The 13,919-nt window shown below is 50.1% G+C and carries 11 protein-coding genes and 2 tRNA genes; 9 read left to right on the forward strand and 4 right to left on the reverse strand.

The features are described from left to right. Positions 1-2: 2 nt before the first annotated feature. Positions 3-1,757, forward strand: a complete 1,755-nt coding sequence (locus HMPREF0044_RS01620) for an amino acid ABC transporter ATP-binding/permease protein (protein ID WP_006546356.1) — start codon at positions 3-5, stop codon at positions 1,755-1,757. Between the two features lie 276 nt (positions 1,758-2,033). Continuing rightward, a complete protein-coding gene (locus HMPREF0044_RS01625) occupies positions 2,034-2,507 on the forward strand; it encodes a peroxiredoxin (RefSeq protein ID WP_006546357.1) in 474 nt (157 codons plus the stop codon). Positions 2,508-2,527: 20 nt separating this feature from the next. Here the strand turns inward: HMPREF0044_RS01625 and HMPREF0044_RS01630 are convergent, their stop codons facing one another. Continuing rightward, positions 2,528-3,676: an ROK family transcriptional regulator gene (locus HMPREF0044_RS01630; protein ID WP_006546358.1), complete on the reverse strand. Its 1,149-nt coding sequence runs from the start codon at positions 3,674-3,676 to the stop codon at positions 2,528-2,530. Positions 3,677-3,823: 147 nt separating this feature from the next. Between HMPREF0044_RS01630 and HMPREF0044_RS01635 the strand changes: the two genes are divergently transcribed. From HMPREF0044_RS01635 to HMPREF0044_RS01650, 4 genes are all read left to right on the forward strand, one after another. Beyond that, a complete protein-coding gene (locus tag HMPREF0044_RS01635) occupies positions 3,824-5,062 on the forward strand; it encodes an ABC transporter substrate-binding protein (protein WP_006546359.1) in 1,239 nt (412 codons plus the stop codon). A gap of 79 nt (positions 5,063-5,141) precedes the next feature. After that, on the forward strand, positions 5,142-6,038 hold the full coding sequence (locus HMPREF0044_RS01640; protein WP_006546360.1) for a carbohydrate ABC transporter permease: 897 nt from the start codon (positions 5,142-5,144) through the stop codon (positions 6,036-6,038). Between the two features lies 1 nt (position 6,039). Beyond that, positions 6,040-6,846: a carbohydrate ABC transporter permease gene (locus HMPREF0044_RS01645; protein WP_006546361.1), complete on the forward strand. Its 807-nt coding sequence runs from the start codon at positions 6,040-6,042 to the stop codon at positions 6,844-6,846. A 2-nt stretch (positions 6,847-6,848) separates the two neighbouring features. Continuing rightward, the gene (locus tag HMPREF0044_RS01650; RefSeq protein WP_006546362.1) at positions 6,849-8,447 is read left to right on the forward strand and encodes a DUF4091 domain-containing protein; all 1,599 of its coding nucleotides are present in this window, start codon (positions 6,849-6,851) and stop codon (positions 8,445-8,447) included. A 106-nt stretch (positions 8,448-8,553) separates the two neighbouring features. Here HMPREF0044_RS01650 and HMPREF0044_RS01655 read toward each other — a convergent pair whose 3' ends face one another. Together HMPREF0044_RS01655 and HMPREF0044_RS01660 are read right to left on the reverse strand one after the other, a co-directional pair. Continuing rightward, a complete protein-coding gene (locus HMPREF0044_RS01655) occupies positions 8,554-9,219 on the reverse strand; it encodes a metal-dependent transcriptional regulator (RefSeq protein ID WP_006546363.1) in 666 nt (221 codons plus the stop codon). Continuing rightward, entirely contained in the window at positions 9,216-9,827 is a 612-nt protein-coding gene (locus tag HMPREF0044_RS01660; protein WP_006546364.1) for a vitamin K epoxide reductase family protein, read from the reverse strand. The genes HMPREF0044_RS01655 and HMPREF0044_RS01660 overlap by 4 nt, the downstream gene beginning before the upstream one ends. Before the next feature lie 161 nt (positions 9,828-9,988). On the opposite strand from HMPREF0044_RS01660, the gene HMPREF0044_RS01665 reads away from it, so the two are divergent. Both HMPREF0044_RS01665 and HMPREF0044_RS01670 read left to right on the forward strand, forming a co-directional pair. Further along, positions 9,989-10,061: transfer RNA gene (locus HMPREF0044_RS01665), tRNA-Lys, on the forward strand. Between the two features lie 31 nt (positions 10,062-10,092). Then, positions 10,093-10,165 (forward strand) — tRNA-Lys (locus tag HMPREF0044_RS01670). Positions 10,166-10,428: 263 nt separating this feature from the next. On the opposite strand, the gene HMPREF0044_RS01675 is transcribed toward HMPREF0044_RS01670, so the two are convergent. Continuing rightward, complete coding sequence (locus HMPREF0044_RS01675; RefSeq protein WP_006546365.1) at positions 10,429-10,875, reverse strand: HIT family protein; 447 nt, start codon at positions 10,873-10,875, stop codon at positions 10,429-10,431. A 140-nt stretch (positions 10,876-11,015) separates the two neighbouring features. Between HMPREF0044_RS01675 and HMPREF0044_RS01680 the strand changes: the two genes are divergently transcribed. Beyond that, entirely contained in the window at positions 11,016-13,910 is a 2,895-nt protein-coding gene (locus HMPREF0044_RS01680) for a leucine--tRNA ligase (RefSeq protein WP_040312685.1), read from the forward strand. The last annotated feature ends 9 nt before the right edge of the window (positions 13,911-13,919 follow it).

The following is a 13,919-nucleotide window of genomic DNA, read 5'->3' on the forward strand; positions in this document are numbered from 1 at the left end:
GCATGAAAAACCAGCAGACCCAGCAGCCAGCGCTGAAAGAAATCATCAAATGGCTAACTGGCATCACCAAGCCAGTCCACAAGCCACTGTTCATCTCCACCTGCTTCCGCGTGTTTAACCTCATCGCAGACTTCACCCTTTTCGCCGTAGCGGGCGGGGGAGTAGCAGCCCTAATCGCCGGAAGCGCTCAGGTTAGCACCGTTTTCACAGCGCTTATCATAGCATCGGCAGTTAAAGCGGTAGCCTTCTACTTCGAACAATTCAGCGGGCATTTCGTAGCCTTCAAAGCACTAGAACTCCTGCGTACCTATGCGTTCTCAAAGCTTTGGCCAAAAGCGCCAGCAATCGTCTCCCACTCTCACTCTGGAGACGTACTAGCCTCTCTCACGCGCGACGTAGACCGTATTGAAGTTTTCTACGCGCATACTTTCGCGCCGCTGGTATCCGCAGTAATCGCGCCCCTAGCCATCCTTAACTTCATTGGCTTCTACTGGGGTTGGGAACTGGCAATCGTGCCGCTCATCTGTCTATTACTGTCCATCTTCGTACTGCCGTTCTTCGGTACAAAGCAGGCTTTTGCCGCCACCCAAGAAACGCTGGTACTGCGACGTAAACTCGCACACCACGTTACCGACTCAGTTGCTGGCGTAGCTGAAGTAGTCGGCTACAACCAAGAAACTAACCGCCTGGCAGAAATGACTGATTTTGAAGATAAAGTAGCGCAACGTGCGAACTTCCCACGCGTAATGGTTGCTTTCCGCCGCGCCGTAAACGCTGCTCTCATGCTTATCTCTGTAACCGGGATTGTTTTCGTTGGCCTGCACTATGGACATACTGTAGTCCTCGTAGCAGCCCTGGCAACTGGCGCGCTGCGCCTATTCGAAGGGCCACGAGGCGTTGAAGACGCACTGGGTTACCTTGACCACTCAATCGCAGCGGCGCGTCGCCTCTGGGGAATCTCTAACAGCCCTCTGAAAGTCACCGACGGAGATGAAACCTATGCGCCAAACACTGCGCCAACCGTAACCTGGAAAGACGTAGACTACCACTACCTAGACGCTAACGGAAACCCAGTAAAGCACGCCCTCGAAAATGTAAATATCACTGCGCCAGCTGGCAAACGCACGGTGATTCTGGGCGTCTCTGGATCTGGAAAATCTACCGCCGCGCAGCTTCTCATGCGTTTCGATGACCCAGAAACCGGTGCTATCAAACTCGATGGAAAAGACGTGCGAAACTACACCCTCGACTCCCTACGTCATAACGTCGTTCTGGTAACCCAAAAGAATCAGCACCTGGACGCTGATATTGCCACCAACCTGCGCCTAGGCGCCCCACAAGCTACCGACACGCAGCTATGGGAAGCCCTAGAAACCGTAGGGCTCAAAGCAGAAGTAATGGAAATGCCACAGCAATTAAGCACTTCGGTAGGTGCTGGTGGCTCGCAGCTATCCGGCGGACAATCACAGCGCCTGGCATTAGCGCGCGCACTGTTAATGCAACCAAAAGTGCTGGTCCTTGACGAATTCTCAGCCAACCTGAACTCTGCGTTAGAAAAAGAAATCCGCACCCACTTAGCTGAAAAATATGCGGGGATTACCATCATTGAAATCACCCACCGTTTGGAATCCGTAGCCCACGCCGACCAAATCATTTTGATTGATGAAGGACGCGTCGTGGAAGCCGGTAGCGTGGCAGAACTACTTGCTATCAACGGACAGGTAAAACGACTACTTGAACGCGACGTGCGCGAGTGAAAACATAGAAAACAGCTACAAATCTGCTCAAACGGTGAGGAAGAGACCAACCTAAATAGAATGTGATGCAAAACTCCTACCCTCAAAATGATCTGGACAAAACCAGTAAAGGAAGCTACCTGTTGGCAAGCATAGTTAACTGACAGATGCAGGCAAACCATACTACAGATAGACTGGTGGTAGAAAACACTACTGCCGGCTTCGCTCACCTCAAAACATTGACAAAATAAAGGCAAGCCAGCGGAGCAAATCTGAAAACTTCGTTTAAGGATAAAAATGCCACGCTTTGAAATTGGCGATACAGTTCCAAACTTTCAACTCCCAGCCACCACTGGGGAATTTGATCTTTACCAGGCGCTTGAGGCGTCTGAAAATGGGGTAGTCGTATACTTCTACCCAAAGGCGTCTACTCCAGGCTGCACCACTGAAGCCTGCGACTTCCGCGATTCTTTGCAAAGTCTTAAATCTGCCGGGTACACCGTCGTGGGGGTAAGCCCAGATAAATTACCAGCATTGGAAAAGTTCCTTACCAACCAAGAACTTAACTTTGCTTTAGCTTCCGATGAGACTCGTTCACTCATGGAAAACTGGGGTGCTTACGGTGAGAAGCAAAACTACGGTAAAACCGTGGTGGGAGTAATCCGCTCAACTGTGATTGTTGGCAAAGATAAGCAGGTTCTGCACGCGTTATATAACGTGAAAGCTAAAGGCCATGTAGCCCGGATTCGTAAGCTGCTGGGTATCGACTGATTAACTTTTAAAGGATGTCGTTAGAGCATTTGCTCTAACGACATTTCTTTTGCGTGTAGTGCGCAACCGTTCAGTACTGATAGTGCGCCTCTTTCGGTTACGTACAGTTGCGTGTGGGTAGCTGTTTGTGAGTAGATAATTTCTGAAACTATCGGCTCTAGTGTTTGATTGCAGTCTGAGAGTGCCCCACTGATTGCGATTACGTCTGGATCAAGTAGGTTGATGAGGGGAACTAAAGCATTTCCGATACAGCGACTAATCGCTTCAATCTGGTCTTTTTCTTTAGCGGTTAACTCTGGGCAAGAGAGTACTTCGTTTGCGGGGCGCTGGTATTTATCGGCGAGGCGCCGGATGAGTTTATGTGCTTCATGCCAGTCATTTTCTTTGCCGAGGAGGATTTCTCCGGCTGCTCCGTTAGCTCCTTCTAGGAGTTTTCCGTTGAACATGAGGCCCGCGCCCACGGTGTCGCTACAGTGAATAGCGACCAGGGATTGTGGGTAGATGTCATTTTGTTTAAGAAGGTGTGCCATCCATTCGGTGGCGATTTTAGCGTCGTTTACAAGCTGCATGTGCGGATGATGCCCGGCTTGGTGGAAAGTGTTTTTTAGAGTTTCTATCCAGGGAGTGGTGTTTAGCGAGGGGAAAGCGTCGCAGCGAATTAGTTTGCCGTTGCTGACGATACCCATGGTGGCAATTACGCTTGAGATGACTGGTCCGTTGGTGTGGGGGAGTAGTTTTTCTAAGAGGATGTTAAAGGTTTCATGTACGCTAGCGTAGTCTGTGTGTGGGATGTAGTCGGTGTAGATGGTGTTACCGGCGGCAGAGAGGACTTGGCCGGAACATCCTGAGAGGTTGGCGCGCATTACCACTGAGTTGTGGTGGGAGGCGTTTATTTTGAAGACTTGTGGTTTGCGTCCGCCCAGTGCGTGCCCGGAGGTGGAGGTTTTCGAAAGTGCGATTTCTTTTTCCACGAGGGCGTTGAGTACTAGGTTTAGTGTGGGGCGGGAAAGCTTGGTGCTTTCTTGTAAGTCTGCCAAAGATAGCCAGGATTCGTCTTCCGCCAGGGCGTTGATGACTTTGAGGGTATTTTGTTCGCGAATACCGTAGTCGTTGCTAGCGGGGTTTGATCCGGTTATTTCTGTTGTGTTTTCGTTGAGCTTTGGCGACATATTTTTATCATAGCCGATTTTTAGTTTTTCTGTGGTTTTTCGCCTAAAAAGAAGTTTCGTAGCAGGTTAATAAAACTGGTTGCGAAACATCTTTAAGAACTGTATTCTGAAAACACGGCAACGGTGCCGGTACTAAAGGAGTTACAAATGGCACAGAAATTTAAAGCACTCGTCGCAGCCACCGTAGCAGGGCTTCTCATGTCTGCATGTGGTGGCGGTGCAGGTTCAGACGCAGCAGGTGGAAAAGAACTCAACCTCTGGATGCCACCACTGGTAGCAGATAAGCAAGACAAAGCCCACTGGGAAGAAGTCCTCAAGCCATTCGAAGAAGAACATGGCGTGGACGTAAACGTAACCATCGTTCCTTGGGATGCATACGAAACTAAATACCTAACCGGCGTATCCTCAGGAAATGGCCCAGATGTAGGCTACATGTACTCTGAAATGATTGGTGACTACATCTCTAAAGACCAGCTAGTAGCCCTGGATGAACATGTCACTGACGCGCAGAAAGAAAACTTCTACTTCCTCGAAAACGGTAAGTTCAACGACAAGCAGTACTCCATCCCACTGGTAGTGGGCGGTGCCCGACTGCTAGTTTACAACCAGGACCTCTTGGACAAAGCCGGCGTAAAAGCACCAACCACTTGGGAAGAATTTACTGAAGCTGGCAAGAAGCTCAAGGAAGCTGGCATTACCCCATTCGTTGCCCCATGGGGTGACGCACGTGGCACCATGAACGGCGCCTTCTTCCCATTCGTATGGCAGGCAGGTGGCGAACTATTCGAAGCAGATGGCTCCGCTACTCGTTTCGACTCCCCAGAAGTAATCAAAGCCGCCTCCTACATTAATGAACTACGTGAATCCGGCATTATGGATCCAAACGTAACCGGCATGACCGAAGAAATCACTCGTGGGCAGTTCCTAGATGGCAAGGTAGCTTTCATCGTTGATACCGATCAAAACGCAAAGAGCTGGGCAGAAGCTGGCATCAAGTACGGCTTCGTACCATCTCTAAAGGGACCTGATGGAAAGCAAGGAACCTTCATCGCTTCTGACTCTTTAGTAATGCTAAAGCAGTGTAAAGATCCAAAGCTGTGCTACGACCTGATTTCTTTCATGACTGAAGGTAAGCAGATGGAGAAGTTCCACCAGAAGTCCAACTTCCCACCAATCGGTAAGGACGAAAACAACACTTACCCTGAAGAATTTGCCACCCTCTATTCAGATAATGCTGAAATCATGAACCCACTGCCAGTTGTACCAAAGGGTACTGGCACCTACCAGGTTCTCTACACTCAGCTACAGCAGATGCTCAACGGACAGAAGACTCCTGAACAAGCACTGAAGGACGCTGCTACCGAAGCAAATGCAATGCTGAAGTAACACCACTGCAGAATGAAGATACTGGGGCTGGTGCCTTTTCCTCTCGGCACCAGCCCCTCATTACTAGAAGACACAGAATATGAAGACCCAGAGCAACACCTACGCGGGGCAAAGCGTACTCGCTAAATGGAGTGGCACCGCCTACGTTCTCCCTTCTTTCGTAATCCTCCTCATGATTGCGATTCTTCCCATCCTGGCTTCAGCCTATCTCTCCTTCACCCAGTTCGACGTACTCTCAAGCCCAGAGTGGATTGGCACCGTAAACTATCAGCGCATCTACAGTGACCAAGCCTTCTGGGACGCACTCAAACACACCATCATCTTCACGGTATTCACCGTACCGCTGCAGATTTTCATCCCCATGGTGTTAGCTGACAAACTCGCCCGCCTCAAAACTCGTTGGCTATCCGGATTAGTCCGCTCTGTCCTATTCGTCCCAGTTGTTGCCTCCCTGATTCTGGTAGGCACCGTTTGGCAATACATACTGGCAGGTGGCGTCGGCTTCTTTAACGTCATCCTGGAAGGCCTAGGATTCTCTAGCCTTAACTTCCTGGGAGACCCAACCCTGGCAATGGGATCGGTAATTGTTGTAGCCGCTTGGAAGAACATCGGGTACTTTCTGGTTCTCTTCTACGCCGGCGTCCTCGATATTCCAAAAGAACGCTACGAAGCTGCTTCCGTAGACGGCGCAAATGTCGTCCAACAGTTCTTCTACATCACCATTCCTGGTCTGCGGAAAGTCACCCAACTATCCATCTTGTTAGCAACCATCTGGTCATTCCAAGCTTTCGACCTCATTTACGCCATGACCAAGGGCGGTCCTGGTGGAGCTACCTCAACTCTGGTAATGGCAATCTACGACGCAGGTTTCAAGCTCTTTGAAATGGGCTATGCCTCAGCAATGGCAATGGTACTGCTACTACTGATCATCTGCTTCTCCCTCATTCAGAAGCTAGTAAACCGGAAGGAAGACTAAAATGCGCCACCTACTAAAAGGCATCTCCTGGATCTTCACTTCACTCCTGCTGGTACTCGCAGTACTTCCATTCGTCCTCATGCTCATTACCGCAGTCCAAGAAACGACGCGACTATCCTACTCAATCGACTTCAGTAAACTCACCCTCCAAAACTTCTACAACCTCTTTGAAGTCCAAAACTTCGGAGGGGCACTACTGACCTCGACCATCGTCGTTGTCCTCGCCTGCGTAATGAATATCGTGGTTTGCTCACTCGCAGCCTACGGATTCGCCTTCAAGCGATTCCCCGGTTCCGAAGGCATCTTCTGGATTTACATAGTTTCCATGATGGTACCCGGACAAGTCACCATCATCCCCATGTTCGTCATGTTCAAAGAAATGGGCATTATTGGAAGCTACCTCTCTCTAGCACTCCCCGTAGTAAACGCATTTGGCGTGTTCCTTATCCGCCAATTCATGTACTCCATTCCGCCCTCATTAGTCGAAGCAGCCCGCATCGACGGAGCCACCGATTTCCAAATCTTCGTGCGGATCATCCTCCCGCTGATTCGCTCAGTCCTGGTAGCCCTAACCGTATTCACATTCCTCACTACCTGGAATGACTTCCTCTGGCCACTCGTTTCCCTCCAATCCGATACCACGCAGACAGTGACGCTCGCGGTATCCCAGCTGAAAGGCTCATTCAGCACCCAATACGGGATGGTAATGGCTGGAACCACCATCGCATTCATGGTGCCATTCCTGGTTTATGCATTCATGCAACGCCAATTCGTTGAAGGTGTTACTTCTTCAGGCGTGAAAGGTTAAACATGTTAGTTACGAAACTTGTAAACTCACTCGATAAAGTCCTCCCCGCAGATGAACCACTGGTTTGGGATGGGAAACTGGAACTCGTTAAAAATGAAGTCGGCTCTGTTCAGCTAGCATTCAAATGCGAAGACCTGTCCAAATTCCACCAACTGGAAGTGAAAGCAGAAAACGCAAAACTCGCCGTTTATGCAGTAGGGCTAGTCCCCGCACAAAACCCAGCGCCAGCAAATGCGGATGACGCCTACCTGGCACTAACCCCAACTTTGCTACCAGATATTCTGTTTCCATTAGAATCTGGGGAAAACACGGTAGCCACTCAGTTTAAAGCACAGCATTCTGGCTGGAACTCACTGTGGATTGACATCACTGCCAATGGTGAAACCACTCTCACCCTGCTAGTAGATGAGGCGGAAGTCGCCTCAATTACAGTTAATCTGCACGACGTGGAACTTCCTAAAGCTAAATTAGTAAACACTCAATGGTTCCACGTAGATAGCCTGGCAAACTACTACGATGTAGAAGTTTGGAGTGAAGCCCACTGGCAGGCAATCGAACATCAAATGGCTTCCGCAGCCCGCATGGGAGTTAATTGCTTGCTCACTCCACTGTGGACTTCTCCGTTAGACACGGCAATCGGCACTTACCGACGTACTACACAGTTGCTTGAAATTACGCGCACAACTGGCGGTTTTCACTTCGGTTTTGAAAAAGCGCATAAGTGGATGCAACTACTTAAAAAATACGGGTTCACTGATGTTGAAGTACCTCACTTCTTCACCCAGTGGGGAGCCACTTCAACCCCACGTTTCTTCATCACTGAAGCAGACGGTAGCTTAACTCCACTGTTTGGTTGGGACGAGCCAGCAACCTCCGCAGCATACCGCGCATTTTTGGAACAGTTAATTCCAGCGGTCAGAACATTCCTAGAGACTGAAATTGGTTTAGAACACGCTTGGTTCCATGTCTCTGATGAGCCAAATGCTGATCATTTAGAAGCCTACCGAGCAGCCAAAGCTCAGGTAGTGGACTTACTTGCAGGCACCCAAGTAATTGATGCCCTCTCAGAGCCTGAGTTCCAAGAAGTCGTAGACATCCCCGTGGTAGCCACCAATAAGGTAGATGGTTTCCGCGCAGTTGGGGTGGAACCAACCTGGGTTTATAACTGCGTTGCCCAAGACCGACTTGTCGCAAACCGCTTCATCGCGCAGCGGGGCACCCGCCACCGTGAGATTGGTTTCCAACTGTTCAAATTCAATGCGAAAGGCATTTTGCACTGGGCATTCAACTTCTACAACCGCCAGTTCTCACTGGGCGTTTTAGACCCTTATAAGGACACTGCAGCTGGGGGTGGTTTCCTTTCCGGAGACTCCTTCGTGGTTTACCCAGTGGCAGATGGGAAAGTTTATGAAAGCCTACGGCACCACCTGTTGCGCCAAGCTATGGATGATTTAGCACTCTGTCAGCTAGCTGCAGAAAAACACGGTAGGGAAGCAGTGCTGGAAGCAGTAGATCCGGATCAGCGTTTGGATTACAACAGTGGCTTTGCGGATTCTCAGAGCCTGTTGGAAACGCGCGCCCGAGTACTTCAGATGCTTTAGAAATATAAAGATGCGGGGTTCTCAGTACGGTTACGTATTGAGAACCCCGCATTTATTTCCCGAGGGCGCTAGATTAAACGCCCTCGGGAAAGGAAACTTGTTTATGCTAACCCAACTTCACGCGAATAAATGCGCCCAAAGTATAAGGTAGGTCGATGCGTTGCCTACCCACTTGCAGGGAAATCAACGCTGTCACATCAGACTTTTCTAACACCCGCACAGTACTGCCCGGGGTAATCCCACGCGACTCAAAATGACGTAAAACCTCTGGCTCAGCATCGCGAATCCGCACGATTTCTAAATCTGCTTGCAAAGGAGCCGTCAGCACCGAAATTGTCGAAGATGACGCTACCGTACCGTCTTTACGAGGAATCGGATCCCCATGGGGGTCTGTCTGCGGGAATCCTAAGACCTTGTCAATGCGGTCAATAAAACGATCCGTTACCGCATGCTCTAGCTCTTCAGCTTCCTCATGTACTTCATCCCAAGAAAACTCCAAAACGTCATGGAGGAAAGTTTCTAAAATCCGGTGGCGGCGCACCATTTTCATGGCTTCTTCTCGGCCTGCTTCAGTGAGGCGCACCTGCTGATAAGGCTTGTGGTCAACAAGCCCGGCATCTTTTAAACGACGTACGTTTTCAGATGCAGTTGACGGAACAACCCCCATTAGGTGAGCTAAATCTGAAACCCCAACTCCTTTATCATCCCATTCTTCCGCTGAGTAAATGGCGCGCACGTAGTCTTCAGACATGGTAGAAATACGAGGACTCATAGCATCATTCCGATCTTTTCACTCATTCCTAGTAGGACTGTAATCGCAGTGATGAGGAATAATCCAACTACTACTGCCCAGGCGTTTGCGTGTAGCGGCTGGCCAATCCTGCGTATGGTTTCGCGTCCGCAGATTGCAGTGGCAAAGGGAAGGAGGATTCCGGTGGCGATGAAAGTTGCAGACCAGATTACCAGGCAGTAGGGGCATAGGGCTTGGAATTTGAAGATTGAAGCGTAGAGGAAGAAAACGATTACTCCCAGGGAGCCAGCAGTTGCGACGGCCAGTAGGTTCCATAGTGGGCGTGGTAGTTTAGTTCCCAATATGGAAGCTACGGCAACGAATAATAAGATGCTGAAAAAACCGATTCCGAGGGCGGTGTTTGGAAGTCCGAGTAGCAGATGCGCTTCAGGGGATGAGATTGAAGAACTGCAGCCGACCAGTAGCGAGAGGTCACAGTTTAGGGAACCAGTTGGATTGTTGAGGTGTTCTATTTCGGTTTTTAGAAGTCCTAGTGAGGCTACTAAACCTGCAAGGCTTGCCAGAGTTAGTGAGATTGTTGATTTTAGAGGCAACTGGAATGTCAGCTCTGGTTTCTGCATGGTTTCCATTGGTTTCTTTCTGATTCGTTTTACTATCTTTAAGAATACTTCCTTATGGGGTGTAACGGTAGTTTTAGGGCGGTTTTCCGCGGTAAAACAAGGCTTGTGGTAGAGGACACGTTTTAGCGATTTGGAGTTTTTGGAATCGAACGTGTAAAGTATTCATGTGCGCGCCGTTAGCTCAATTGGCAGAGCAACTGGCTCTTAACCAGTGGGTTGGGGGTTCGATTCCCTCACGGCGCACAACGGAACTAGTGTTCGCATTAGATTCCGAGCGCCGTTAGCTCAATTGGCAGAGCAACTGGCTCTTAACCAGTGGGTTGGGGGTTCGATTCCCTCACGGCGCACAGAATGCCCCGCAGTTGCGGGGCTTTTTTGTTGCTATTTTCTTTCGTGCTTCGGGGTATGTTTAGTTGGAAAACATACCCCGAACTTGTAAGCAGGTTCTAGTCATGTTTCCTTTAGGGTAGTTGTTCAGTAAAACACATACCCCAAAGTTAAAGACCCTGCAAAAGTTAAGTTATAGCTGCGACAACTGCAGACTTGGATCAGCACAGTTATAAAAGTATCGCCGCCCTCAAAAAAGGCGGCGAAACTAAAAAATAGAAAATCAAGCCAAAGCTGGAGAATCGATAGTCAAAGGCACGTTAGCTTCATGGCCCTGTTCTTCCAAAGCAGAACGAAGAGCAGAAATAGTAGATTCCAAAACGCGTTCAGAAACCTGAGTTGCTTCAGCCAGTACCAAGTCATTCTCATCACGCAATGGAATCACATGCAGGTGAGCGTGTGGAACCTCAAAGCCTGCGATTTCCAGACCAATTCGTTCACATTCATAAACGGAAAGCTGAGCCTTACCAATACGGTGGCCCACCTTCATAATGTGAGCAGCCAGTTCTTCTGGCATATCAGTCCAAGCGTTGTATGCTTCGCGTGGAACTACCAGCACGTGGCCGGGACGCACAGGCGCGATAGTAGCGAAAACAACACATACATCATCAGCGTAAACAAACTTGCCTGGCAGTTCGCCGGCAATGATCTTTTCAAATAAAGTAGCCATGTTTCTATTTTGCCTTGGAAAAGTAAAAAACTCTAGGTAGGGTGACCTAGACAGGCGTCCATAAACCAGCGGTTAAATAGCTTAAATCCAGCAAAATGAGGTACTCTAATAGGTGGATTAATCTACGAAATGAGGACGAAATGAGCGAATCAACTACCGCAGAAACTCCGTTCCGATACGACGCTAAGCTAGCAGGTGAAATTGAAACCCGCTGGCAAGACGCCTGGGAAGCAACCGGAGCCTTCCACGCAGACAACCCAGAAGGCGACCTGGCTGGCCCACTGGCTGCGAAGGAACCATACTACCTGCTGGATATGTTCCCATACCCATCCGGTTCTGGTCTGCACGTTGGTCACCCTCTCGGTTACATTGCCACCGACGCCCTCGCACGCTTCCAGCGTATGCAGGGAAAGAACGTTCTCTACACCCTCGGTTTCGACGCTTTCGGTCTGCCAGCTGAACAGTACGCAATCCAAACTGGCCAGCACCCACGCATCACCACCGACGAAAACGTAAACAATATGCGCCGCCAGCTGCGCCGTATTGGTCTCAGCCACGACCTGCGTCGTTCATTCCAGACCACCGACGATAACTTCGTGAAATGGACGCAGTGGATCTTCCTGCAGGCATTCAACTCCTACTATGATCCAGAAGCAACTCGCCCAGACGGCAAGATTGGTTCCGCTCGTCCAGTAGATGAACTGATTGCAAAGTTTGAAACCGGAGAAAAAGCCACTCCTAACAAACCATGGGCAGACATGGATGTTAAGGAACGCGCAGAACTGATTGACTCCTACCGCTTGGCATACGTATCTGAAGCTCCAGTTAACTGGTGCCCAGGCTTAGGTACGGTTTTGGCAGATGAAGAAGTCACCAACGATGGTCGTTCCGAACGTGGCAACTACCCAGTATTTAAGTCTCGTCTGCGTCAGTGGATGATGCGGATTACCGCTTATGCTGATCGTCTATCTGAAGATCTGGACACGGTCGACTGGCCAGAAAAAATCATCACCCAGCAACGTAACTGGATCGGTAAGTCACAGGGCGCAACCGTACACTTCGCGGTAGAAGCTGGACAGGGAACCAGCGAAGAACGCCTGACCGTTTTCACTACCCGTCCAGACACGCTGTTCGGCGCCTCCTTTATGGTAGTCGCTCCAGAACACGCCCTCGTCGGAGAAAATAACGCACCTGCTGCGGAACTGACCGTGCCAGAGCAATGGCCAGCAGAAACCCGCCCAGAATGGACCCGCGGTTTTGCCACCCCACGTGAAGCAGTCGCTGCCTACCGTGAAAAGACCCGCACCCGTTCTGAGCTGGAACGCACCCAGGACGCAGGCGAAAAGACTGGTGTCTTCACCGGTATTTTCGGTACCAACCCAGTAGACGGTCGCAAGATTCCAGTATTCATTGCTGACTATGTACTCATGGGCTACGGAACTGGCGCAATCATGGCAGTTCCAGCACATGATGACCGTGACTACGCATTCGCTCAGAAGTTCAACCTGGACATCCGCACCACCATTCAGCCAGCAACTGATCACACTGAAGGCGCTTGGACCGGTGACGGCGTAATCGTAAACTCTGAAAATGCTGAAATCAGCCTGAACGGTTTGAACAAGGCAGAAGCAATCGCGAAAATCACTGCCTGGTTGGAAGAACGCGAACTCGGCTTCGCAACCATCACTTTCCGCCTGCGTGACTGGCTGTTCTCTCGTCAGCGTTACTGGGGTGAACCATTCCCAGTAGTTTACGGTGCAGACGGACGCGTCCACGCACTGCCAGAAGAAATGCTGCCAATCACCCTGCCAGAAGTAGATGACTTCCGTCCACGTACTTTTGAACCAGACGACGCGAACTCAAGCCCAGAAGCAGCTTTAGGTCGTGCTACTCACTGGACCAGCGTGGAACTGGATTTGGGTGAAGGCCTGCAGACTTACTACCGCGACACCAACACTATGCCTAACTGGGCAGGTTCTTGCTGGTACGAAATCCGCTACGCCGATCCAAATAACGGTGACAAGCTGGTTTCTGAAGCAAACGAAGCCTACTGGATGGGCCCACGCAAACCAGGTGAAGCTGGTGGCACTGACCTGTACGTTGGCGGCGTAGAACATACCGTTTTGCACCTGCTATACGCTCGTTTCTGGCATAAGATTCTGTTCGACTTGGGACACGTGTCTTCTTCCGAACCATTCCACAAGCTCTTCAACCAGGGCTACGTGCAGGCTTACGCATTTGTTGATGAACGTGGCGAATACGTTCCAGCTGCTGAAGTTGAAGGTGATGAGAAGACTGGCTGGACCTACCAGGGACGTTCCGTCACCCGTGAATACGGCAAGATGGGTAAGTCTTTGAAGAACTCTGTCACCCCAGACGAAATGTGCGAGGCTTATGGCGCTGACACCTTCCGCCTCTACGAAATGTCTATGGGGCCACTGGAAGTTTCCCGCCCTTGGGATACTCGCGCGGTAGTTGGTTCCTATCGTTTCCTGCAGCGCTTGTGGCGTAACGCGGTTAACGAAAACACTGGTGAACTCACTGTTACTGATGCGGAAGCTGATTTGGAAACTAAGAAGCTGGTGGCTCGTACCATCGCTGAGGTTACCGAAGAATACCGCAATATGCGTTTGAATACTGCAGCTGCGAAGATGATTGTTTTGAACAACCACCTGACCGGTTTAAGTGTAGTTCCTCGTGAAGCGATTGAACCGCTGGTGCTGATGGTTTCTCCACTGGCTCCACACATTGCTGAGGAACTGTGGGCGAAGCTGGGACACTCTGAGTCTTTGCTGCGCGAACCTTTCCCAGTAGTTACTGATGAGTCTTTGCTGGAAGAAGATAAGGTTGTCTGTGTTATTCAGATTAACGGTAAGGTCCGTGGTCGTCTGGAAGTAGAGCCTTCTATTTCTGAAGATGAACTGCGTGACTTGGCTGTTGCTCATGAGTCGGCTCAGCGAGCTTTGGAAGGTCGTGAACCTTTGAAGGTTATCGTACGAGCTCCTAAGCTGGTTTCTATCGTTCTTCCTAAGTGATTTGGAAGT

This window comes from Gleimia coleocanis DSM 15436 (assembly GCF_000159015.1).
In the GTDB taxonomy this organism is placed as follows: Bacteria; Actinomycetota; Actinomycetes; order Actinomycetales; family Actinomycetaceae; genus Gleimia; species Gleimia coleocanis.